Annotated in this window: 17 protein-coding genes; 12 read left to right on the top strand and 5 right to left on the bottom strand. The window is 64.1% G+C overall.

The genetic code is table 11. The annotated features are described in order from the left end of the window. The first annotated feature begins 2 nt into the window (after window positions 1–2). Genes NKL04_RS12655 through NKL04_RS12640 form a run of 4 tightly spaced genes read left to right on the top strand, consistent with a single transcriptional unit; the run spans window position 3 to window position 2,742 of the window. Window positions 3–890: an MBL fold metallo-hydrolase gene (locus tag NKL04_RS12655; protein WP_023694417.1), complete on the top strand. Its 888-nt coding sequence runs from the start codon at window positions 3–5 to the stop codon at window positions 888–890. Next, window positions 887–1,900 (top strand): fumarylacetoacetate hydrolase family protein, encoded by a 1,014-nt coding sequence (locus tag NKL04_RS12650; protein ID WP_023694416.1) that lies wholly within the window; start codon window positions 887–889, stop codon window positions 1,898–1,900. Before NKL04_RS12655 ends, NKL04_RS12650 begins: the two co-directional genes overlap by 4 nt. Window positions 1,901–1,912: 12 nt before the next feature. Next, window positions 1,913–2,209 (top strand): hypothetical protein, encoded by a 297-nt coding sequence (locus NKL04_RS12645; protein ID WP_023694415.1) that lies wholly within the window; start codon window positions 1,913–1,915, stop codon window positions 2,207–2,209. Further along, window positions 2,206–2,742, top strand: a complete 537-nt coding sequence (locus NKL04_RS12640; protein ID WP_023694414.1) for a DinB family protein — start codon at window positions 2,206–2,208, stop codon at window positions 2,740–2,742. Before NKL04_RS12645 ends, NKL04_RS12640 begins: the two co-directional genes overlap by 4 nt. A gap of 3 nt (window positions 2,743–2,745) precedes the next feature. Here NKL04_RS12640 and NKL04_RS12635 read toward each other — a convergent pair whose 3' ends face one another. Together NKL04_RS12635 and hppD are read right to left on the bottom strand one after the other, a co-directional pair. Then, entirely contained in the window at window positions 2,746–2,970 is a 225-nt protein-coding gene (locus NKL04_RS12635) for a type II toxin-antitoxin system Phd/YefM family antitoxin (protein WP_023702307.1), read from the bottom strand. Between the two features lie 63 nt (window positions 2,971–3,033). Further along, window positions 3,034–4,149 (bottom strand): 4-hydroxyphenylpyruvate dioxygenase, encoded by a 1,116-nt coding sequence (gene hppD / locus NKL04_RS12630; protein WP_023702306.1) that lies wholly within the window; start codon window positions 4,147–4,149, stop codon window positions 3,034–3,036. A 139-nt stretch (window positions 4,150–4,288) separates the two neighbouring features. Here hppD and NKL04_RS12625 point away from each other — a divergent pair, with 139 nt between their 5' ends. After that, window positions 4,289–4,756, top strand: a complete 468-nt coding sequence (locus NKL04_RS12625) for an Lrp/AsnC family transcriptional regulator (RefSeq protein ID WP_023694411.1) — start codon at window positions 4,289–4,291, stop codon at window positions 4,754–4,756. Between the two features lie 219 nt (window positions 4,757–4,975). Here the strand turns inward: NKL04_RS12625 and NKL04_RS12620 are convergent, their stop codons facing one another. Next, a complete protein-coding gene (locus NKL04_RS12620) occupies window positions 4,976–5,314 on the bottom strand; it encodes a protein tyrosine phosphatase family protein (RefSeq protein WP_023702305.1) in 339 nt (112 codons plus the stop codon). A 209-nt stretch (window positions 5,315–5,523) separates the two neighbouring features. Here NKL04_RS12620 and NKL04_RS12615 point away from each other — a divergent pair, with 209 nt between their 5' ends. Then, entirely contained in the window at window positions 5,524–5,868 is a 345-nt protein-coding gene (locus NKL04_RS12615) for a RidA family protein (RefSeq protein ID WP_031209677.1), read from the top strand. A 120-nt stretch (window positions 5,869–5,988) separates the two neighbouring features. Here the strand turns inward: NKL04_RS12615 and hutC are convergent, their stop codons facing one another. Together hutC and NKL04_RS12605 are read right to left on the bottom strand one after the other, a co-directional pair. Next, window positions 5,989–6,729 carry a histidine utilization transcriptional repressor HutC gene (gene hutC, locus NKL04_RS12610; protein WP_023702303.1) on the bottom strand — a complete coding sequence of 247 codons (741 nt, stop codon included), beginning with the start codon at window positions 6,727–6,729 and terminating at the stop codon, window positions 5,989–5,991. Beyond that, complete coding sequence (locus NKL04_RS12605) at window positions 6,726–8,078, bottom strand: formimidoylglutamate deiminase (protein WP_023702302.1); 1,353 nt, start codon at window positions 8,076–8,078, stop codon at window positions 6,726–6,728. The genes hutC and NKL04_RS12605 overlap by 4 nt, the downstream gene beginning before the upstream one ends. A 90-nt stretch (window positions 8,079–8,168) precedes the next feature. On the opposite strand from NKL04_RS12605, the gene hutI reads away from it, so the two are divergent. From hutI to NKL04_RS12575, 6 genes are all read left to right on the top strand, one after another. Next, window positions 8,169–9,404, top strand: coding sequence for an imidazolonepropionase (gene hutI / locus NKL04_RS12600; RefSeq protein WP_031209675.1), 1,236 nt, complete (start codon window positions 8,169–8,171; stop codon window positions 9,402–9,404). Further along, window positions 9,401–10,939, top strand: a complete 1,539-nt coding sequence (gene hutH / locus NKL04_RS12595) for a histidine ammonia-lyase (protein ID WP_023702300.1) — start codon at window positions 9,401–9,403, stop codon at window positions 10,937–10,939. Before hutI ends, hutH begins: the two co-directional genes overlap by 4 nt. Window position 10,940: 1 nt before the next feature. Continuing rightward, window positions 10,941–11,753 carry an N-formylglutamate deformylase gene (gene hutG / locus NKL04_RS12590; protein ID WP_023702299.1) on the top strand — a complete coding sequence of 271 codons (813 nt, stop codon included), beginning with the start codon at window positions 10,941–10,943 and terminating at the stop codon, window positions 11,751–11,753. 28 nt (window positions 11,754–11,781) lie between these two features. After that, entirely contained in the window at window positions 11,782–13,452 is a 1,671-nt protein-coding gene (hutU, locus tag NKL04_RS12585) for a urocanate hydratase (protein ID WP_023724867.1), read from the top strand. Between the two features lie 12 nt (window positions 13,453–13,464). Beyond that, window positions 13,465–14,067 (top strand): HutD/Ves family protein, encoded by a 603-nt coding sequence (locus tag NKL04_RS12580; RefSeq protein ID WP_023698028.1) that lies wholly within the window; start codon window positions 13,465–13,467, stop codon window positions 14,065–14,067. A 289-nt stretch (window positions 14,068–14,356) separates the two neighbouring features. Then, on the top strand, window positions 14,357–22,936 hold the full coding sequence (locus tag NKL04_RS12575; RefSeq protein WP_352723750.1) for a glycoside hydrolase family 94 protein: 8,580 nt from the start codon (window positions 14,357–14,359) through the stop codon (window positions 22,934–22,936). Window positions 22,937–23,118 lie beyond the last annotated feature (182 nt).

Genomic DNA, 23,118 nt, shown 5'->3' with positions numbered 1-23,118 from the left:
CAGTGAACGACCGGCTGGTGCTTCTCGGCTCCAAGGGCGGCCCGGCGCTGCGGCCGGGCGGGCCGTGGCCGAGTTCGTCGCTGCTGGAGCTTGGCGGGCGAACCATCGTCGTCGATTGCGGGCTCGGCGTCACGCGCGGTCTGGTCGATTCCGCCGTCAGCCTGAAGGCGCTCGACCTGATCTTCGTCACCCACCTGCATTCCGACCATGTACTGGAACTGGGTCCGTTGCTCCACACCGCCTGGACCGCCGGCCTCGCCAGCCCGGTGACGCTGTTCGGACCACCCGGCACCGGCCAATACTGGCGCCGCTTCTGCCAGGCGATGGAGTTCGACATTGAAATTCGCATCGTCGATGAGGGCAGGCCGGACATTCGCGAAATGGCTTCGATCGTGGAATTCGGCGAGGGCGAGATTTTTGCGCAGCGCGGCCTGAAGGTCTCGGCACTGCGCGTCGACCATCCGCCGGTCACGGACTGTTTCGCGCTGCGTTTCGACCACGCCGGCAAAAGCATCGTCTTCTCGGCCGACACAGCCTTCTTTCCGCCGCTCGCAGGCTTTGCCCGAAATGCCGACATTCTCGTCCATGAGGCCATGCTGGAAGAAGGCATCGAGCGGCTGGTCGCCAGGACCGGCAATGGCGCGCGGCTGAAGGAGCATCTGCTTGCCAGCCACTCATTTGCCGAGCAGGCAGGCCGCATTGCCAGCGATGCCGGGGTGAAGAGGCTGGTGCTCAACCACCTCATTCCGGCCGATGATCCCGAGATCGGCGAGGCCGACTGGGAGGCTGCTGTCAGGAAATCGTGGGTGGGTGACTTGACGATTGCCCACGACGGCCTTGTTGTAAACTTAGACGGCGCCAAAGCCGCATTAGGAGAGGAAACCGCATGAAGCTTGCCACATTGAGGGACGGGACGCGCGACGGAAAGCTTGTCGTCGTCTCGCGCGACCTGACGCGCTTCACCGACGCCTCGTTCCTGGCGCGCACGCTGCAGGCGGCACTCGACGACTGGCAGCGGATTTCGCCGCACCTGGCGACGATCGCCGAATCGCTGGAGAACAATGCGGTGCCGTCGGCACGCTTCCATGAACATGACGCCCATTCGCCGCTGCCGCGCGCCTATCAATGGGCCGATGGCTCTGCCTATGTGAACCATGTCGAGCTGGTGCGCAAAGCCCGCGGCGCAGAGATGCCGGCAAGCTTCTGGACCGATCCGCTGATCTACCAGGGTGGCTCGGATTCCTTTATCGCGCCGCGCGAGCCGATCCGCGCGGCGGACGAAGCCTTCGGCATCGACATGGAGGCGGAGGTCGCCGTCGTCGTCGACGATGTGCCAATGGGCGCCAGCCTCGACCAGGCGCGCGCTGCGATCCGGCTGGTCATGCTGGTCAATGATGTGACGCTGCGCGCGCTCACCGGACCCGAACTCGCCAAGGGGTTTGGCTTCTTCCAGTCGAAGCCGTCCTCGGCTTTTTCGCCGGTGGCGGTGACGCCGGACGAACTCGGCGACGCCTGGGATGGCGGCAAGGTCAACCTGCCTCTGCTCGCCGACGTCAACGGCAAGCCGTTCGGCCGTGCCAATGCCGGCGTCGACATGACCTTCGACTTCCCGGCGCTGATTGCCCATGCCGCAAAGACACGGCCGCTGGTTGCCGGCACCATCATCGGTTCCGGCACCGTCTCCAACAAGCTGGATGGCGGGCCGGGCAAACCGGTGGCGGCCGGCGGCGCCGGCTATTCCTGCATCGCTGAACTGCGCATGATCGAGACCATTGAGTCTGGCGAGCCCAAGACGCCGTTCCTGCGCTTTGGCGATACGGTGCGTATCGAGATGAAGAATAAAAGCGGAAACTCGATCTTCGGCGCCATCGAGCAGAAGGTCGAGAAGTCCCAGGCATAAGAGGGGGCAATAGTGACGGGAGAGGCGTTCTACCTGCTGGCCGGCGTCTGGGCGCTGGCCATTCTGGTGGTCTTCATCCAGGCGATCCGGCTGAGCTACCGCATCGAGGCGCGCTCGCCCGATCTGACCAACCGCAGTGGCTACCCGCGCAAGGCGATGATGTTCCACACCATCACCAACACCAATGTGGCGCGGGACGAGGAGACGCAGGCGATGCGGCGGCGCATGAACCGGCTGCTGCTGATCGTTGTCGCCGGCTTCGCGGTGATGGCGGCTGGCATTGGCCTGATCAGACGAATGAACGCGTGACCCTGCTCGAGCATTTCAGCCGCATGGCCGGCAACAATCTCTGGTCGAACGACCGGCTCTATCGCGCCGTGCTGCAGCTAAAGCCCGGCGAATTCGAAGCCGAGCGCACAAGCTTCTTCCCGTCGATCAAGGCGACGCTCAACCACATCCTCGCGGTCGATCATCTCTATCTCGATTTTCTCGAAGAAGGCGGCGTCGGTGCGGCCGCTTATGACGACTACGTGCCGTTCGATGTGCCGCAGGCGCTGTTTGCCGCCCAGGTCGCAGCAGATCGACGCCTAATCGCCTTTTGCGAGAAGCTGTCGGAGGCGGATCTCGACCGTCAGGTCATCACGGACCGGCGCGAGGACGGCATGATCCCCGAAAAGATCGGCGACATTCTCGCCCATGTCTTCCTGCACGACATCCACCATCGCGGCCAGGTTCACGCGATGCTCTCGGGCAGCTCGGTCGCGCCGCCGCAGCTGGACGAGTTTTTGCTCGATTATGATTTGAAGGTGAGGAAGGAGGAGGTCGAGCGGCTGGGCCTCTGACCTTTATCTGGTGTACTCGTTCCATTCAGGGCCGAGTTTGTCGAAATCGTCAGAAATCCAAATCTTGCCCTTCAGGGCACCTATGCGCGACAACAAGTCTTCTCGAACTGGTGCCACGAGCCGCGCCGCGATCTTGCCGTGACGAGTGATGACTATCTCCTCGCCGGCTTCCGCGCGGCCGACGAGTTCCGATAGTTTGGCCTTTGCTTCGGTTATGGAGACGTTCACGGCTCGACCTCTTGGATCGGAACTTAGATCAAAGCCGATCGAGCCGCAAACGAGCTTACGGTTTCACGCCGCCTTGCCATCGACCTTGATCACGCCGCGCTTGATCTGGTCCTGCTCGATCGACTCGAACAGCGCGCGGAAATTGCCTTCGCCAAAACCTTCGTCGCCCTTCCTCTGGATAAATTCGAAGAAGATCGGGCCGATCACGGTTTTGGAGAATATCTGCAGCAGGATCTTGGTCATGCCGCCGTCGACCACGCCTTCGCCGTCGATCAGGATGCCGTGCTTCTTCATCCGCTCGATCGGCTCGTCATGCCCGTTCACCCTGTTGTACGACATGTCGTAGTAGGTCTCCGGCGGACCGGGCATGAACTTCAGCCCGTTGTCGGCAAGCTTGTCGGTGGCGGCGTAGATGTCGTCGGTCCCGACGGCGATATGCTGTATGCCTTCGCCATTGTACTTCTTCAGGTATTCGGCGATCTGGCTGGTGTCGTCCTTGGATTCATTTAGCGGAATGCGGATCTTGCCGCAGGGCGAGGTGATGGCGCGGCTGACGAGGCCGGTGATCTTGCCGTCGATGTCGAAGAAATGGATCTGCTTGAAGCCGAACAGTTCGCGATAAAAGTCCCACCATTTGTCCATCTGGCCGCGATAGACATTGTGGGTGAGGTGGTCGAGGAAATAGAAGCCGACGCCTTGCGGCCGCGGGTCGCGTTCGCCCAGCCACTCGAACTCGGCATCATAGGCCGAGCCCTTCTTGCCATAGGCTTCGATGAAATAGAGCAGCGAGCCGCCAATGCCGACAATGGCCGGCACGTCGAGCGCCTTGTCGTTGCCGTTGTAGGGCGTGGCGCCTTTCGATACCGCATGCTCGAACGCATGCTTTGCATCGACCACGCGCCAGGCCATCGAGGCGGCGCAGGGGCCGTGCTTGTCGACGAATTTCATCGCATGCGAGCCTGGCTCGGCATTGACGACATAGTTGATGTCGCCCTGGCGCCAGACGGTGATGTCTTTCGTGCGGTGCTTGGCGACCGCGACATAGCCCATGCGGGTGAACAGCTCGGCGAGCTTCTGCGGCTCCGCATGCGCGAACTCGACGAACTCGAAACCGTCGGTGCCGGCGGGGTTTTCCTTGCTGATCTTGGCGGGCGGGGCGTCGTGCGGGAAGGGACCCATGGCATTCCTCCAAACGGATGGTGGCCGCATCGGACCACGAGATGACGCATGATAGTACGAAGCGACCGCACGGTGCTTGTATTCAAACGCTTGAAATGATCATCTGGTGCGTAATTCATGCATGATTGGAGGTGAATCGATGAATGACGCGCGCATCGATCAATTTGACCGCAAGATAATGGCTCTCTTGCAGGGCGACGCGCGGCTCACCAATAACGATCTCTCGGAGCGCGTGAACCTGTCGGCATCGCAATGCTCGCGCCGCCGCCAACGGCTGGAGGAAGACGGCTTCATCAAGGGCTATCGCGCCGTGCTCGACCGCGACAAGCTTGGATTCTCGCTGGTCAATGTCATCTCGGTGACGCTCGCCACCCATAACCGCGACAATGCCAGGCGCTTCGGCGAGCTGCTGGCGCGGCTGCCGGAGGTGCAGGAGGCGCACGCGCTGACCGGCGAGATGGATTATATCTTGAAGGTGGTGACGCCCGATCTGAAATCATTGTCGGAATTCGTCAACGGTGTGCTCCTGCCGCACGAATCCGTGCAGCATGTGAAGACGGCGATCGTGTTGGAGACGCTGAAGGAGACCGGCGCGCTGCCGATCTAGTTTGAGAGAGTTTCAGTTGATACGTCGGCGGGACAGCACCCCCCTCTGGCCTGCCGGCCATCTCCCCCGCAAGGAGGGAGATCAGCAGCTTTGTCGACAGCGCTCCTGCAACGTCGGCGATTGGCGAAAAGCGAAGGCGACATCCGATCTCCCCCCTTGCGGGGGAGATGTCCGGCAGGACAGAGGGGGGTGTGAGGGATCGCCGGCGCCTCAGGATGCTCACCCCTTGGACTGCTGAATCAGCCCGTAGAGATTGGTGCAGCGCGCGCCGGAGCGGCAATAGGCAAACACCGGGCCTTCGAGCGCTTCGAGCGCTTCGGCCTGATCTTCGACATTCTCGGCTGTGATCTGGCCGCTGATCACCGGGATGTAACGGAAGGCCAGCCCCGCGGCTTCGACCGCCGCCTTGACGCTGTCGGCCGAAGGCTGGTCGGGCTGCTCGTCATCCGGTCGGTTGCAGATCACGCTCTTGAAACCGGCTTCCTTGATGGCGACGGCATCTTCGGGCTGGATCTGGCCCGAGACCGAATAGTCCCCGCTGATTTCGCGATATTCCATGGCTCTCATCCTCGCAATCTGGTTTGGCGCAAAGTCTTGCCACTCTCACACGAGGTCGGCAATCCGCGCCGGAAAGAAATCCCTCGGCGCAGATAGACATTTGCGGTCTAAGATCCAACCCAGGCTCAAGAGGTTTCGCGCTGTTGGCCTTGCCCGAAGCCGGCAGCGACTCTAAACAGGCGCCACCGACAAACAGGAAGGAAACTCCCATGAGCATTCGTCGCATCGATGTTGGCCCGCGCATGAGCCAGATCGTCATCCACGGCAACACCGTCTATCTCGCCGGCCAGGTCGGCACGCCCGGCGCCAGCGTTGGCGAACAGACCAGGTCGGTCCTCGCATCTATCGACGAACTGCTGGCCAAGGCCGGCACCGACAAGACCAAGATCCTGCAGGCGATCATCTGGCTGGCCGATATGGGCACCTTCGCCGAGATGAACAAGGAATGGGACAAGTGGGTCCCGCAAGGCAACACGCCCGCCCGCGCCACGGGCGAGGCCAAGCTTGCAGGGCCGGAATACACCGTCGAGATTATCGTTACGGCTGCGATTTAAAGTGCAGCCTTCTACCTCGCCTTGTGGGGAGGTCGGACCGAAGGTCCGGGTGGGGGGCTGGCGCCGACCCCACCCCGCTGCTTCGCAGCGACCCTCTCCACAAGGGGGAGGGTAAAGGAGCTACCCCTGCGAAGGCCTGAACCGCGCCACCAGCGTATGGCTCTCCGCGGCATAAGTGAACCTCACCTGCGTCACCGGGTGCTCCGCGCTCCAGGTCCGGCGCTCGACCACCAGGCAGGGCGCGCCGGTTGCGATGTCGAGCGCTTCGGCAATGTGCCTGTCGGCCGCGACCGCGCGGATACGGTGCTCTGCCTCGCTCCATGGCACGCGGCCGATCAGCCAAGGGCCGGGGGCGATGTCGAGAAATTCTTCATTGCCGGCTTCCGCGACGGCGGCCAGATTGATCAGCCGCTGTTCATGCGCGAACGGCCGCTTGCCGGCGAAATGCCGGCATTCCAGCGCCAGCACCTGTCCAGCCGCTCCCAATTCCAGCAAGGCGCGATCCTCGGCGCTGCTGCGCCTTTTCTGCCGCGCCACGCGCTCGTAGCGATAGGCCAGCCCAAGCGCCTCGACCTCGATCCTGATGTCGTGGATTTCCAGCACCGCGGCCTGCGATTGCGGCTGGCGCACGAAACTGCCCGAACGGCGGCGGCGCTCGATCAGCCCGGCCTTGGCCAGTTGCGACAGCGCCTTGTTCACCGTCATGCGCGAGCAATGATACTGCGCCGTCAGCTCGTGCTCGAACGGGATGCGGTGGCCCGGCGCCCAGGCGCCGGACATTATTTTCTCGCTGATGTCGGACAGGATGCGCTGGTGCAGCGAGCCGCCGCCTTCCGACGCCGCTGTCTCAATCATGCTCATGCCGAAAGCGCCGTCATCACCTGGCGAAAGCGCTCTGCAATCGGCTCGCGCCTGGAATGCCGGCCGCCGCTGACCTGCTTTTTTCCGTGCACCCAGACGCAATCGACCTTGCCGCCATTGGCAAAGATCCAGGCGTCGAGGATCGCATCGCCACTTTTTCCGGCCAGCGAAGGATGGTTTTCGTCGAGGGAGACGAAATCAGCCGCGGCGCCGGCGGCGATCCGCGACGGGCCGGCGCCGAGGGCAGTGCTGCCGCCATCGAGGGCGGCGTCGAACAGGGCCCGCCCGGTCGAACCGCCGGCCACCGCCAGCACATTGCGGGCGCGATGTGCGAGGCGCTGCGAATATTCGAGCTGACGCAATTCATCCGGCAGGCCGATCAGCACATTGGAATCGGAGCCGACGCCGAAGCGGCCGCCGTGCTCTGTGAACAGAGGTGCTGAAAAGGTGCCGTCGCCGAGATTGGCCTCGGTGATCGGGCAAAGCCCGGCAATGGCGCCGCTTCTGGCCATGCCGGTTGTCTCAGCCTCGGTCATGTGGGTGGCGTGGATCAGGCACCAACGCTTGTCGATCCCGGCATTGGCGAGCAGCCATTCGACCGGTCGCGCACCCGACCACGCCAGGCAATCCTCGACCTCCTTCACCTGCTCGGCGACGTGGATGTGGATCGGTCCGTCCGGCGCAATGGCGGCAACAGCGCTGAGTTCCTCCGGCGTCGCGGCGCGCAGGCTGTGCGGGGCGACGCCAACAACAGCCTGATTCAACGCACGAACCGATTTGCGGCTTTTCTCAAGCAAGCGTTCGAACCGATTCACATCGTTGATGAATCGCCGCTGGCCTTCGTTGGGCGCAGCGCCGCTGAAGGAGGAATGGGCATAAAACACCGGCAGCAGCGTCAGGCCGATCCCGGTTTCGCCGGCGGCCGCGGCAATACGTTCGGCCATCTCGGCGAGGTTGGCATAGGGTTTTCCGTCGCGATCGTGGTGGAGATAATGAAATTCGCCGACGCGCGAGAATCCGGCCTCCAGCATTTCGACATAAAGCTGGGCGGCGACCGCCTCGACCTGGTCCGGCGTCATCGACAGCGCAAAGCGGTACATCACCTCGCGCCAGCTCCAGAAGCTGTCGGCGGAGGGACCGCGCAGTTCGGCAAGCCCGGCCATGCCGCGCTGGAAGGCGTGGCTGTGCAGGTTCGGCATGCCCGGCACCAGAATGGCGTGGCGTTCGTCGTCAGCCTGTATCGACGTGCCGGCTTCGACTGCCGTGATGCGACCGTCGTTCAACAAAATCCGCACCTTGTCGTGCCAGCCATTGGGCAGCAGCGCCTGTTCCGCAAAGATCGCCGTCACGTTTTTCTCCGCATTCCCTGAACAATTGCACTTGCAGTGCTTTTCAATATGTATATACATAATCGCCATCCAATCAAACGGAAAAAGATGATGGCGGCACAGAACAAAAGCCGGGCAGGGGGCCTTCACCTTTGGCGCAATGCGCGCTTGGCAACCATGGCCGAAGGCGACGCCGGACTGGGCATTGTCGACAAGGGCGCGATCGTCGCCCGTGACGGCGTCATCGTCTATGCCGGTCCGGAAGCCGACATGCCGTCAGCGTTGGCTCAGGGCGGCGAGACTACCGATTGCGAAGGCCGCTGGATCACGCCCGGCCTGATCGACTGCCACACCCATCTCATCCATGCCGGCAACCGTGCCAACGAGTTCGAGATGCGGCTGGCCGGCGCCACCTATGAAGAAGTCGCCCGTGCCGGCGGCGGCATCGTCTCCTCGGTCAAATCCCTGCGTGCCGCGAGCGAAGACGCACTGGTTGCGCAGACGCTGCCACGCCTCGATGCGCTGATGGCCGAGGGTGTCACCACGGTAGAGGTAAAGTCGGGTTACGGGCTCGATCTCGAAAATGAACAGAAGTCGCTTCGCGCCGCGCGGCAGCTGGACAAGCAACGCCCGGTCACGGTCCGCACCACCTTCCTCGGCGCGCATGCGCTGCCGCCGGAAGCAAAAGGCGACAAGGACGCTTTTGTCGATCTCGTCGCCAACACGATCCTGCCCGCAATCGCCGCCGAGGGCCTGGCTGACGCCGTAGACGGCTTTTGCGAGGGCATTGCCTTTTCGCCGGAACAGATTGCCCGCGTCTTCGACAAGGCCAAGGCGCTTGGCCTGCCGGTAAAGCTCCATGCCGACCAGCTGTCGAACCTGCGTGGCGCCGAACTTGCCGCCCGCTATGGCGCGCTGTCGGCCGACCATCTCGAATACACCGACGAGGCCGGCGCCGCAGCGATGGCCAAGGCCGGCACCGTGGCGACCATCCTGCCCGGCGCCTACTATTTCATCCGCGAAACCAGGAAGCCGCCGATCGGCCTGTTTCGCCAGCACGGCGTCAAGATGGCGGTCGCCACCGACAACAATCCCGGGACGTCGCCGCTGACCTCGCTGTTGCTGACCATGAACATGGCCGCGACGCTTTTCGGCCTGACCGTCGAGGAATGCCTGGCCGGCACCACTCGCGAGGCTGCCCGCGCGCTGGGATTGCTCGGCCAGACCGGCACGCTGGAGGCAGGAAAATCCGCCGACCTGGCGATCTGGGACGTCGAGCGTCCGGCCGAACTCGTCTACCGCATGGGCTTCAACCCGCTCCATGCCCGCATCTGGAGAGGACAATGACCGAACTTAACCTGAAGCCCGGCAATGCGACGCTGGCCGACTGGCGCGCTATCTATCGTGGCGCCATGCCGAAGCTCGACGCCTCCTGCCGGCCAAAAATCAAGGCCAGCGCCGAGGCAGTCGCCCGCATCGTCGCCAAGGGTGAGCCGGTCTACGGCATCAACACCGGCTTCGGCAAACTGGCCAGCGTCCGCATTCCGGCCGAGGATCTAGAGACCCTGCAACGCAACATCGTTTTGTCGCATGCCGCCGGTGTCGGCGAGCCGATGCCGGTTTCGGTGGTTCGGCTGATGATGGCGCTGAAGCTCGCCAGCCTTGCGCAGGGCGCGTCGGGCGTACGGCCGCAAACCATCGAGTTGCTGGAAGCGATGCTGGCCAACGACGTCATCCCCATGGTGCCGGCGCAGGGCTCGGTCGGCGCCTCCGGCGATCTCGCGCCGCTGTCGCACATGACGGCGGTGATGATCGGCGTCGGCGAATGCTTTACACCGCATGGCCGCTTCCCGGCCAAGGTCGCTTTCGTCTCGCACGGCCTGGAGCCCGTGACGCTCGGCGCCAAGGAAGGTCTGGCGCTGCTCAACGGCACGCAGTTTTCCACCGCCTACGCGCTGGCCGCTCTGTTCGAGGCCGAAGTGCTGTATCAGTCGGCGCTGGTCGCCGGGGCGCTGTCGACCGACGCTGCCAAGGGCTCGGACGCGCCCTTCGATCGGCGCATCCATCTCCTGCGCAAACATCCCGGCCAGATCGAGACGGCGGAAGCGCTGCGCAACCTGATGGCCGGCAGCGCCATTCGTGAATCGCACCGCGTCGGCGATGAGCGCGTGCAGGATCCGTACTGCCTGCGCTGCCAGCCGCAGGTGATGGGTGCGGCGCTCAACGTGCTGCGCCAGGCCGCCGATACGCTCGGCACCGAGGCCAATGGCGTCACCGACAATCCGCTGATCTTCGCCGAGGACGATACTGCGCTGTCCGGCGGCAATTTCCACGCCGAGCCGGTGGCTTTCGCTGCCGACATGATCGCGCTTGCCGTCTGCGAGATCGGCTCGCTGTCGGAGCGCCGCATCGCCATGCTGGTAGACCCCGCGCTGTCCGGCATGCCGGCCTTCCTGACGCCGAAGCCCGGCCTGAACTCCGGCTTCATGATCCCGCAGGTGACGGCGGCGGCGCTCGTCTCTGAGAACAAGCAGAAGGCCTATCCGGCAAGTGTCGATTCCATCCCGACCTCGGCCAACCAGGAAGACCATGTATCGATGGCCGCACACGGCGCTCGCCGGCTGATCGGCATGATCGAAAACGCCACGGCCGTCATCGGCATCGAACTCTTGGCCGCCGCGCAAGGCTGCGATTTCCATGCGCCGCTGGCGTCGAGTGCAGCTCTGGAAGCGGTTCGCAAGCTGGTCCGCGCAGAAGTGCCGCATCTCGACAATGACCGGCATTTCCACCCTGACATGGAAAAAGCCATCGCCATGGTGCGCAGCGGCGCAGCCATCAAGGCTGCGAGCGCGGTGACATTGCCTTCGATCTCGGGAGTCTGACATGACCGACTGGCTGACAGTGACCGAAGGCACGGCACCCCTGTTGGTGTCGATCCCGCACACGGGTATCGATCTCGTCGGCATCGACAATCGGCTGGTCTCGCCCTGGCTCGGCCGCCGCGATTGCGACTGGTGGATCGACAATCTCTACGATTTCGCCGCCGGCCTTGGCGCGACGATTGTGCATACGTCGATCTCGCGCACCGTTATCGACGTCAACCGCAATCCTTCCGGCGCCTCGCTCTATCCCGGGCAGACGACAACGACGCTATGCCCGACCGAGACCTTCGACGGCGATCCGCTGTATCTGCCCGGCGCGGAACCGACGCCGTCGGAGATAGACCAGCGCCGCATAGCGTATTTCGTGCCTTACCATGAAATGCTGGCGGCCCAGGCCGTCAGGCTGCGCGGCCTGCATGAGAAGGTCGTCATTTACGATTGCCACTCGATCCGGTCGGTGCTGCCGCGCCTGTTCTACGGCACGCTGCCGGTGTTCAATCTCGGCACCAATGACGGTCAGACCGCGGATCCTACGCTGCAGGCGCTGGTTGGCCAGATCATGGCCGAGAGCGGTGAAAGCAATGTCATCAACGGCCGTTTCAAGGGTGGCTGGATCACCCGCTATTTCGGCAATCCGCAAGGCGGCTACCATGCGCTGCAGATGGAACTTGCCGATCGCGGCTATTTGCGCGAGCCCGAGGGCAAGGGCGAACCGGACAATTGGCCGGTGCCTTATGATGCCGAGTTCGCCGCGCCGATGCGCGCCACACTGACGAAAATCCTCCAATCCGCCATTGACTGGGCCGGGCGTTGAGACGCCGCCTTACTCCAAAGGGACAATGATGAACAATCCTCGCCACAACATCCGCGAAGTGCGCGCGCCCCGCGGCGACAAGCTCAACGCCAAATACTGGACGACCGAAGCGCCGCTGCGCATGCTGATGAACAACCTCGATCCCGATGTCGCCGAAAACCCCAATGAGCTCGTCGTCTATGGCGGCATCGGCCGGGCCGCGCGCACCTGGAACGATTTCGACAGCATCGTCGCCTCGTTGAAGACCCTCAATGAAGACGAGACGCTGCTGGTCCAGTCCGGCAAGCCGGTCGGCGTCTTCCGGACGCACACCGATGCGCCGCGCGTGCTGATCGCCAACTCCAACATCGTGCCGCATTGGGCGACCTGGGATAAATTCAACGAGCTCGATAAAAAAGGCCTGATGATGTACGGCCAGATGACGGCCGGCTCCTGGATCTATATCGGCACGCAAGGCATCGTGCAGGGCACCTACGAGACCTTCGTCGAGGCCGGCCGCCAGCACTACAATGGCAACCTTACGGGCAAATGGATCCTGACCGGCGGCCTCGGCGGCATGGGCGGCGCCCAGCCGCTTGCCGCCGTCATGGCCGGCGCCTGCTGCCTCGCCATCGAATGCAATCCGGACTCGATCGATTTCCGGCTGCGCACCCGCTATGTCGACGAGAAGGCCGAGACGCTCGACGAAGCGATGGAAATGATCGAGCGCTGGACCAAGGCCGGCGAGGCGAAGTCGGTCGGCCTGCTCGGCAATGCGGCCGACATCGTGCCGGAAATGTTCAAGCGGGGCATCCGCCCCGACATGGTCACCGACCAGACCTCGGCGCATGACCCGATCAACGGCTATCTGCCCAAGGGCTGGACGATGGCTGAGTGGCGCGAGAAGCGCGTCTCCGATCCCAAGGCTGTCGAGAAGGCCGCCCGCGCCTCAATGCGCGAGCATGTCGAGGCGATGGTCGCGTTCTGGAATGCCGGCGTGCCGACGCTCGACTATGGCAACAACATCCGCCAGGTCGCCAAGGACGAAGGCTTCGAGAACGCCTTTGCTTTCCCGGGTTTCGTGCCGGCCTATATAAGGCCGCTGTTCTGCCGTGGCATCGGCCCGTTCCGCTGGGCTGCTCTTTCGGGCGATCCCGAGGATATCTACAAGACGGACGCCAAGGTGCGCGAACTCACCCCCGGCAACACCCATCTGCACAACTGGCTGGACATGGCACGTGAGCGCATCGCCTTCCAGGGCCTGCCGGCGCGCATCTGCTGGGTCGGCCTCGGCGACCGCCACAGGCTGGGCCTCGCCTTCAACGAAATGGTGGCCAGGGGCGAACTGAAGGCGCCCGTCGTCATCGGCCGCGATCACCTCGATTCCGGCTCGGTCGCTTCGCCGAACCGCGAGACGGAAGCGATGAAGGACGGCTCCGACGCCGTCTCCGACTGGCCGCTGCTCAATGCGTTGCTCAACACCGCGTCGGGCGCAACCTGGGTGTCGCTGCATCATGGCGGTGGCGTCGGCATGGGCTTCTCGCAGCATGCGGGCATGGTCATCGTCGCCGACGGCACGCCGGACGCCGCAAGGCGCCTGGAGCGCGTGTTGTGGAACGACCCGGCGACCGGCGTCATGCGGCATGCCGATGCCGGCTACGACATCGCCATCGAGTGTGCGAAGGAGCACCAGCTCAACCTGCCCGGCATTCTCGGCTGATTGGCTGAAACGATGCGTATCCGTCGTGCCGCCGACTACCGCGTCATGCCGTGGAAGAATGGCGGCGGCACGACCACCGAGATCGCCGTCTCGCCGGACGGCGCCGGGCTGGACGATTTCGACTGGCGCGTTTCGATGGCGCGAGTCGAGGGCAGCGGCCCGTTCTCGGGCTTTGCCGGCGTCGACCGCACGCTTGCCGTGCTGGAAGGCGAGGGTATCGTGCTTGACATTGCCGGCCGGCGGCCGGCCGAAGTGACGGCGGCTTCCGCCCCGCTGTCCTTCCCGGCCGACGTGCCGACCTCGGCGGCGCTGATCTCCGGTCCGATCACCGATCTCAACGTCATGACCCGCCGCGCGCGGGCCACGCACTCGGTCCAGCGTCTGATGGTTTCGGTTCCGACCGATATCCGGCCGACCAGCGCTATGACCCTGATCCTGCCGTTCGACGGCGAGGTCGGCGTGACCGGCGCGACATCGTCGCGCCTTGGACCTCGCGACACGCTGTTGCTCGGACCGCAGGCCGCGAAACTGCGGCTTGAACCGGTGCGGCCGACGATCGTGTTCGTCGTCCGGATAGCCAGCCTGGGCCACCCGCGCCGCCAGAACAACGATTAACGCCTGTTGCCAAACATGATCGCACGCCGGAGAAATCTGGCGTAAGCTGTTGTCTGGATCACGAAAAAGCCCGAATCCTTCCGTCGTTCCAAGGCGGACGGGAGGGCAGGGGTGCTCGTCCTTGAGTTGTCTGAAACCCCACTTAAAATGTCGAAGGGATAACGCCTCTGGCGTGGTGCGAAGCAAAACTTTCGGCCAGTGTAATCATGCAACCAATTGCATTTGAATCGGTTTTAGGGACATTGCCGTGGCGGTGGCGCCGCATCGCGTCCCCCATGCGGAATTTTCAATGAATATCCAGACAAATCCTGCCCATATCGAAAAGTCCAGCGCCGGCTTCCCGGTCATCACCGAAGAGCCGATACGCTCCAATTTCCTGCCCGAAGAGCGGCTGCGCGCGCTGGGCGAAAGCCTCGCCAACGGCGACATCAAGGACCTGTTCGGCCTGACGCCGTTCGATTTCCAGGCCCGCATCCGCGACAGCGCCAAGAAAATCCTCGAAGTCTACCGCTCGACCAATGCCGCCCAGGCCAAGGGCGAAACCATCACGCCTGCCGCGCAATGGCTGCTCGACAACAATTATCTCGTCGAGGAGACCATTTTTCAGGTGAAGCGCGACCTGCCGCGCCGTTTCTACCGGCAGTTGCCGACCCTGGAAGTGGCCAACCGCGCCGCGGTGCCGCGCGCGCTGGCCCTGGCCTGGAGCTATGTCGCCCATTCCGACAGTTCGGTTTCGGCGACCATGTTCAAATCCATCGTCGAGGGTTTTCAGTCGGTCGAGCCGCTCAAGATCGGCGAATTGTGGGCGCTGCCGTCGCTGCTGCGCTTCGTTTTGATCGAGAATCTGCGCCGCATCGCCGTGCGCGTCGACCGCACCAGGCAGATGCGCCATATCGCCAACGAGGTCGCCGACCGCGTGCTGGCGACCGACGACAATGCAGACCGCCGGAAGATCCTGTCGGGCTACGGCGCGCATGCGCAGGACACCACCTTCGCCACCCAGTTGCTCTACCGCCTGCGCGACGGCTCGCAGAATGCCGGCAGGGCGCTGGAATGGCTGGAGGTCGAGCTCGAGAAAACCGGCTCCGACGCCGAGGAAATCATCATTTCCGAGCATCGCACGCTGTCCAGCGGCAATGTCACCACCGGCAACATCATCCGCGGCCTGCGCCTCATCAACGACGTCGACTGGACGGTGTGGTTCGAGGGCGTCAGCCGCATCGACACGCTGTTGCGCGAGCGCACCGATTTCGCCGCGCTCGATTTCTTTTCGCGCGACCAGTACCGCACGTCGATCGAGCAACTGGCGCGGCGCTCCGACCTGTCCGAATTCCGTGTCGCCGAAAAGGCCATCGAGCTGGCCAGCCATGTTCCCGGGGTCACCGATGCCTCCGGCGTGCCGGATGCATCAGCCGATCCGGCCATGCATACCGATGTCGGCTTCTTCCTGGTCGGCCCGCGCCGGCCGGATCTGGAAAAGGCGATCGGCTATCGGCCGCCCTTCCATGTGACCTTCAAGCGCGCCTTCACCGCCACGGGCTGGCTCGGCATCGTTGTGCCGGTCTTCCTGCTGACGGTGCTACTGCTGGTTGTCTCCGGCAATGCGCTTGCCCATCTCGGCCTGTCGGTGGAATCCATCACGCTGATGCTGGCGCTGTTTGCGGTGCCTGCCAGCGAAGGCGCGCTCGCCTTCTTCAACACCGTTGTTTCACTGTTCCTGAAGCCGACGCGGCTCGTCGGCTATGACTACAAGCACGGCATTCCGGCGGCATCACGCACCTTGGTCGTGGTGCCGTCGCTGATCGGCTCGCGCGATGATGTCGAGGAAAACATCCGCAACATCGAGGTGCATCACCTCGCCAACACGGCCGAAGAAATCCATTTCGCGCTGCTGTCCGACTGGCCGGATTCCAAGACCGAGATCGACGCCGCCGACATCGAGATCCTGCAATATGCGCGCGACGAGATCGCCAGGCTCAATGCCCGTTATCCCTCGGAAGGCGCGCCGCGTTTCTATATCCTGCATCGCCGCCGGCTCTACAACCAGGCGCAGGGCGCCTGGATGGGCTGGGAGCGCAAGCGCGGCAAGCTGCATGAGCTGAACCTTCTCTTGCGCGGCGACAGCGACACCACCTTCCTGCCGCTCGACGTGCCGCTGCCGGAAAAGGTCGTCTATGTCATGACGCTCGACGCCGACACGCGCACCACGCGCGACGCCGTGTCGTCACTGGTCGGCAAGCTCGCCCATCCGCTCAACCGCCCGCATTTCGACGCGACAAAGCGCGTCGTTACCGCCGGCTACACCATTCTGCAGCCGCGCATCACAGCCTCGCTCACCAGCGGCGACGACGCTTCTTTCTTCCAGCGCGTCTTCTCGTCCAACAGCGGTCTCGATCCTTACGTCTTTGCCGTCTCGGATCTCTACCAGGACGTCTTCAGCGACGGCTCCTTCACCGGCAAGGGCCTTTATCACGTCGACGCTTTCGAGGCGGCGCTGCAGGGCCGCATCGAGGAAAACACCGTCCTCAGCCACGATCTGCTCGAAGGTGCGCTGGCGCGCGCAGCACTTGTCACCGACGTCGAACTGGTCGAGGACTATCCTACCCGCTACTCGGTCGACGCCTCGCGCCACCACCGCTGGGCGCGCGGCGACTGGCAGCTGCTGCGCTTCATCTTCTCGCCGCGTTCCGGCGTGCCGGCGCTGTCGCGCTGGAAGATGGTCGACAATCTGCGCCGCTCGCTGACCCCGATCTTCTGGGTGATGGCGGCGATCGCCGGCTGGACGCTGCTGCCCTTCACGCAGGCCGCGCAGTGGCAGGCGCTGCTGATCCTGTCGCTGTTCATGGCGCCGACCTTCGATGTCGTCAACGCCATCCTGCCCAAGAGCGGCGACCAGACGCCGCGCGGCCATTTCTCCGCACTGGCGCACGACACCGTCTTCGGCACGGCCCTTGTGGCGCTGAAAGTGCTGTTGATGGCGCACAATGCCTGGATGATGGGCGACGCCATCGTGCGCACGCTCTACCGCCTGTTCGTCAGCCGCCAGAACCTGCTGGAATGGCGCACCGCGTCGCAGGCGCACAAGGGCGGCGACAACGATATCGGCTCCTATTACAGCATGATGTATGGCGCCGTGATCATCGGCGTCGTCGGTCTCGCTATCCCCGTGCTGGCCGATTCCACCGGTGCCTTCGTCGCCTTCTTCTTCGCTCTGTTCTGGATCGGTTCGCCGGCGGTTGCCTGCTGGATCAGCCGCTCGGCCGAGACCGAGGACCGCCTGCGCATATCGCAAGCCGACATCCACGCGCTGCGCACCGTGGCGCGCCGCACCTGGCATTATTTCGAAACCTTCGTCACGGCCGAGCACCACAATCTGCCGCCCGACAATTTCCAGGAAAGCCCGGCGCCGGTTGTGGCGCCGCGGACGTCGCCGACCAATATCGGCGTCTACCTGCTGTCGGTGGTGTCGGCACGCGATTTCGGCTGGATTGCGCTCTCCGACGCCATCACTCGCATCGACGCCACGATGACGACCATCGAGAGCATGCCGCGCAACCGCGGCCACCTCTTCAACTGGTACGACACCACGACGCTCAAGCCGCTCTATCCGCTCTACATCTCGGCCGTCGACAGCGGCAATCTGGCCGGACATCTGGTCGCGGTGGCGGCGGCCTGTGCCGAGTGGGCGGAAGCCCCGTCCGTTCACCTGCAGGGCGATTTCGAAGGCGTCCTCGACACGGTGAGTATCCTCGACGAGAGCCTCGAGGAATTGCCTGACGACCGCCGGCAACTGCGGCCGTTGCGCCAGCGTCTGGCCGATCGCCTCGATGGCATGCGGCGCGCCGTCATGACCATCAAGGCGCAGCCGGAGATGGCCTCGATCCGCACCATTAACCTGGCCGTGCTTGCCGGCGAGATCCGCAAGCTCGCCACCGCCATCCACACCGAGGCCGGATCGCAGCGCAGCGACATTATCGCCGACTGGGCGGCACGGCTGGAAGCGACCTGCGAGGCGCATGTGCATGACTCGCACAGCGACGAAAACGCCGTCGAAGCCTTGCGCGCCAAGCTGCTGGCGCTGCGCGAACGCTGCCGCCGCTATGCCTTCGAGATGGATTTCTCTTTCCTGATGCGTCAGGAGCGCAAACTGCTCTCGATCGGCTACCGGGTCGAGGAGCACCAGCTCGATGAGAGCTGCTACGATCTGCTCGCCTCCGAGGCGCGGCTGACCAGCCTGTTCGCCATCGCCAAGGGTGACCTGCCGACGGAGCATTGGTTCCGGCTTGGAAGGCCGATCGTCGAGATCGGCTTCCAGGGTGCGCTGATGTCCTGGTCGGGCTCGATGTTCGAGTATCTGATGCCGCCACTGGTGATGAAGGAACCGCAGGGCTCGATCCTCAACCAGACCAGCAAGCTGATCATCAAGCGTCAGATCCAGTACGCGCGTTCGAAGAACGTGCCCTGGGGCATTTCGGAAGCGGCCTACAATGCCCGCGACCGCGAACTGACCTACCAGTATACCAATTTCGGCGTGCCCGGACTTGGCCTCAAGCGCGGCCTTGGCCAGAACACGGTGATCGCCCCTTACGCCACGATCCTCGCGGCGCAGTTCACACCGCGCGAATCCGTCCAGAATCTGGCTAGGCTGCGCTCCATCGGCGCTCTCGGCCGGCATGGCTTTTACGACGCCGTCGACTTCACGCCGCAGCGCGTGCCGGAAGGCACCGACCACGCTGTTGTCCTGAACTACATGGCGCATCACTCCGGCATGTCGATCGCCGCCGTTGCCGACGCCATCTTCGAGGGCCGGCTGCGCGACCGCTTCCACAGCGATCCGGTGATCGAGTCTGCCGAACTCCTGCTGCAGGAGAGGGCGCCGCGCGACATCCCGACCGCCACGGTCAGGACCGAAGCCGACGAGCGCTCGAAGGACGAGACCGAGGTCGAGAGCCCGGATTCGCGCATCGTCCTCGACCCGCTGAGGGCGTTGCGCGCCACCAGCGTCATGTCCAATGGCCGCTACTCCGTCATGGTCTCGGCCACCGGTTCCGGTTACAGCCGCTGGGGCGAACTCGCCGTCACCCGTTGGCAGCCCGACCCGACCGAAGACCGGCTCGGCTCCTACATCTTCCTGCGCGACGCCGGCAGCGGCGACTGGTGGTCGGCCACCGCGGAGCCGAAGCAGGCGACCGGCGAGAGAGTGCAGACGCTGTTTTCCGACGACAAGGCGAGCTTCGTCAAAACAGTGGGCTCGCTTCGTTCGGAGGTCGAATGCATCGTCATCTCGGAAGGCAATGGCGAGGGACGGCGCGTCACGCTCTACAACGACGGCGCCACTGACCGGCATATCGAGGTGACCTCCTTTGCCGAGCTGGTGCTGGGCAACGAAGCCTCCGACAATGCCCATCCTGCGTTCTCGAAAATGTTTATCGAGACCGAGATCGCTGCCAATAACGGCGCCATCTTTGCCACCAGGCGCAAGCGCGAGAAGAACGAGCCTGACGTCACCATGGTGCATTTCGTCACCGATCCGTCCGGGTCGGCGCGCGATGCCGAGGCCGAAACCGACCGCCGTGCCTTCATCGGCCGTGGCCGTACCATCGCGGAAGCGGCGGCCTTCGATCCCGGCGCCAAGCTTGGCGGTCACCACGGCTTCACCCTCGATCCGGTAGCGGCCCTGCGCCGCCAGGTGCGGGTGCCGGCCAACAAGAAGATATCGCTGACCTTCTGGACCGCCGTCGGCGCCAACCGCGCCGAACTGGACGAGGCCATCGCCAGGCTCGACCATCCCGAAAGTTTTGCTCGCCAGGCGATGCTTGCCTGGACGCGTTCGCAGGTGCAGACCCGCCATCTTGGTCTCAGCCTGACCGACGCCGCCAACGTGCAGAAGCTGGCGCGCTTCCTGATCTATCCCGATCCGTTCCTGCGCCTGCCCGGCGAATCCATCGCTTCGGGGCTGGGCAAGCAGTCCAGCCTGTGGCCGACCAGCATTTCGGGCGATTTCCCGATCTTCCTGGTCCGCATCGGCGACGTGGCCGACCTCGAAATTGTCGCCCAGGCGCTGCGCTTCCAGGAGTATATGCGCGCCCGCGGCATGATGATCGACTTCGTGGTCGTCAACGAGCAGGCATCGTCCTATGTCCAGGACCTGCAGCGCGCGGTCGAAACGCTGTGCGAAAACAGCCGCCTGCGCGGCAAGGAACTCGGGCCGCGCCAGCACATCTTCGCCGTGCGCCGCGACCTGATGGACGAGGCGACGTACAAGACGCTGCTGGCGGTTGCCCGCGTGGTTCTGCACACGCGCAACGGCACCATCTTCGACCAGATCGAACGCGCCGAGGCGGCAGCCTTGCAAGCACGCGATGGCCTGCAGCCGGCGGCCCCCGCGTCACTGCGCGAGCCGTCTCTGCCGGTGCCGGCGGCGCCTGCATACCATGCCGCGTCCGACAGCAGCGCCGACGGCAGCGGCCTCAGCCAGTGGAACGGCTTCGGCGGTTTCGAAGGCGATGGCCGTCACTATGTCACGCGTCTCACCGGCCGGCGCACGACTCCGCAGCCCTGGATCAACGTCGTCTCGAACGCCTCGTTCGGATTCCATGTCTCGGCCGAAGGCGCTGCCTTCACCTGGAGCCGCAACAGCCGCGATTACCAACTGACGCCATGGTCGAACGATCCGGTCACCAACCGGCCGGGCGAGGGCATCTACATCTACGATCAGGCCAGCGGCAAGGCATTCTCGCCGCTGGCTGCCGTGGTCCGCGATCCCTCGATGACCTATGAGACATGGCACGGCCAGGGCTTCTCGACCTTCCGATCCAAACGCGGCCCGCTGTCAATGGATCTGACGCACGTCGTCGATCCCGTCGATCCAGTGAAGATCACGCGGCTGCGCATCCAGAACTCGGGCTCGGCGCCGGCGCGGCTGCGCATCTATGCCTATGCCGAATGGGTTCTCGGCAGCCATCGCTCGAGCACGGCTGCGACCATCATCCCGTCCAGGGATCCAGCGACCGGCGCGCTTCTGGCGCAAAACCCCTACGGTCTCGATTTCGGCGACCGGGTGGCCTTCCTGGCCGCCACCGGTCCGGTGCATTCGGTGACAGCCGATCGTGGCGAGTTCATCGGCAGGCAGGGCACCAGCGCCTTCCCGCACACTGTCGTCAGCGGCGCCGGCCTATCGGGCCGCGTCGAGGCCGGCGACGATCCGTGCGCAGCTGTCGCCAGCGACATCGACATCCCTGCCGGCGGCGACGTCACGCTGGTCTGGCTGCTTGGCGACGCCGCTACATCAGCCGAAGCGAGCGCGTTGGTGCAGACCCATTCGGGCAAGGATTTCGACCAGCGGCTGGCCGATAATGAACGCGTCTGGCGCGGCTTCCTCGACACCATCCAGGTCGAGACGCCCGACAAGGCGCTCGACGCCATGGTCAATCACTGGCTGCCCTATCAGAGCCTGGCCTGCCGCATCCGCGCCCGCTCGGCCTTTTATCAGGCAAGCGGCGCCTTCGGCTTCCGCGACCAGCTACAGGACACGCTGGCCCTGCTTGCGCATGATCCGAAACTGGCGCGCAACCAGATCCTCAATGCGGCGCGCCGGCAGTTCCCCGAAGGCGACGTCCAGCATTGGTGGTTGCCGCGCACCGACGCCGGCGTGCGCACCATGATCTCCGACGATGTGGTCTGGCTGGCGCATGCCACCAATCGCTACATCGAGGTGACCGGCGATACAGGGATCCTGAAGGAGCAGCTGCCTTTCATCGACGGGCAGGTGTTGGGCGAGGGCGAGCACGACGCCTTCTTCACGCCGGAAATCTCCAAGACGAGCGCTTCGCTTTACGACCATTGCGCGCGCGCGCTCGACCTTGCGGTCAAGCGCAGCAGCCCGGCCGGGCTGCCGCTGATCCTCGGCGGCGACTGGAACGACGGCATGAACCGCGTCGGCGAAGCCGGCAAGGGGGAGAGTGTCTGGCTCGGCTGGTTCCTTTTGAAGACGCTGGGCGACTTTACCACCGTGGCCAAGGGGCAGGGCGACACCAAGCGGGCGCAGGCCTGGACAAAACACGCCGATGTGCTGAAGCGGGCGCTGGAAAGCACCGCCTGGGACGGCCAGTGGTATCGCCGCGGCAGCTACGACGACGGCACGCCGCTTGGCTCGCACAATTCGGACGAGTGCAAGATCGACTCCATCGCGCAGTCGTGGAGCGTGCTCTCCGGCGAGGGCGACCCCGCGCGCTCGACCACGGCGATGCAGCAGGCGACGAACCTGCTGGTCGACGACAAGCTCAAGATCGTCAAACTGTTTACCCCGGCCTTCCAGAACACGAGAAAGGACCCTGGTTACATCAAGAGTTATCCGCCGGGCGTGCGCGAGAACGGCGGCCAGTACACCCATGCGGCGACCTGGTTCGTGATCGCGCTCGCCGAAATGGGCCGCACCGACGATGCCTATCGCTGCTTCTCGATGCTGAACCCGGTCAACCATGCGCTCGACGATGCATCGGCCGAGCATTATCGCGTCGAGCCGTACGTCGTCGCCGCCGACATCTATTCCGGTGAGGACAAGGGCGGTCGCGGCGGCTGGACCTGGTATACGGGCTCAGCGGGATGGCTCTACCGTGCTGCGGTCGAAGGCATTCTGGGCATTGAGCGGCGGGGCAAGCAGATCACGTTCCGGCCGAAACTGCCCAGCCATTGGGACGGCTATTCTGCCACGCTGAAGATGCTGGGGTCGGAGATCAAGGTTCGCGTCATCCGCGACAAAAAGGCCAAATCCATCTCGCTCGAAGTCAATGGAACCAAGACAAAATCTTCCGGTTTTCAGCCGAAAGCCGGCGACAAGACCGAGGTGGTCGTCAAGATACCCTCGTAAAATCAAAGGCTTCAGGTTATTGACGCGCGCCTTTCGAGGCGCGCGTTTTCTACTTCGGCATGCTCCTGGCGCAGAACGGCGTGCCTTCCCGATAACGGCGGTCCAAGCGTGCAGTGACTAAAAATGTGGCAGGGCCAGCTGCTGCCATGATTTAGCCGCAAGACTGACATTTCACCTTTTAT

It is taken from the genome of Mesorhizobium sp. C264A (genome assembly GCF_040324515.1).
In the GTDB taxonomy this organism is placed as follows: domain Bacteria; phylum Pseudomonadota; class Alphaproteobacteria; order Rhizobiales; family Rhizobiaceae; genus Mesorhizobium.
This window is presented reverse-complemented; position numbering and strand designations above follow the sequence as displayed.

Excerpts from the sequence above, each read along its gene's own strand:
- hutH (WP_023702300.1), top strand. The coding sequence starts at position 9,401 with ATGACCGAACTTAACCTGAAGCCCGGCAATGCGACGCTGGCCGACTGG.
- NKL04_RS12620 (WP_023702305.1), bottom strand. The coding sequence starts at position 5,314 with ATGGAATATCGCGAAATCAGCGGGGACTATTCGGTCTCGGGCCAGATC.
- hppD (WP_023702306.1), bottom strand. The coding sequence starts at position 4,149 with ATGGGTCCCTTCCCGCACGACGCCCCGCCCGCCAAGATCAGCAAGGAA.
- hutC (WP_023702303.1), bottom strand. The coding sequence starts at position 6,729 with ATGAGCATGATTGAGACAGCGGCGTCGGAAGGCGGCGGCTCGCTGCAC.
- hutU (WP_023724867.1), top strand. The coding sequence starts at position 11,782 with ATGAACAATCCTCGCCACAACATCCGCGAAGTGCGCGCGCCCCGCGGC.
- NKL04_RS12625 (WP_023694411.1), top strand. The coding sequence starts at position 4,289 with ATGAATGACGCGCGCATCGATCAATTTGACCGCAAGATAATGGCTCTC.
- NKL04_RS12575 (WP_352723750.1), top strand. The coding sequence starts at position 14,357 with ATGAATATCCAGACAAATCCTGCCCATATCGAAAAGTCCAGCGCCGGC.
- hutI (WP_031209675.1), top strand. The coding sequence starts at position 8,169 with ATGGCGGCACAGAACAAAAGCCGGGCAGGGGGCCTTCACCTTTGGCGC.
- NKL04_RS12650 (WP_023694416.1), top strand. The coding sequence starts at position 887 with ATGAAGCTTGCCACATTGAGGGACGGGACGCGCGACGGAAAGCTTGTC.
- NKL04_RS12615 (WP_031209677.1), top strand. The coding sequence starts at position 5,524 with ATGAGCATTCGTCGCATCGATGTTGGCCCGCGCATGAGCCAGATCGTC.
- hutG (WP_023702299.1), top strand. The coding sequence starts at position 10,941 with ATGACCGACTGGCTGACAGTGACCGAAGGCACGGCACCCCTGTTGGTG.
- NKL04_RS12580 (WP_023698028.1), top strand. The coding sequence starts at position 13,465 with ATGCGTATCCGTCGTGCCGCCGACTACCGCGTCATGCCGTGGAAGAAT.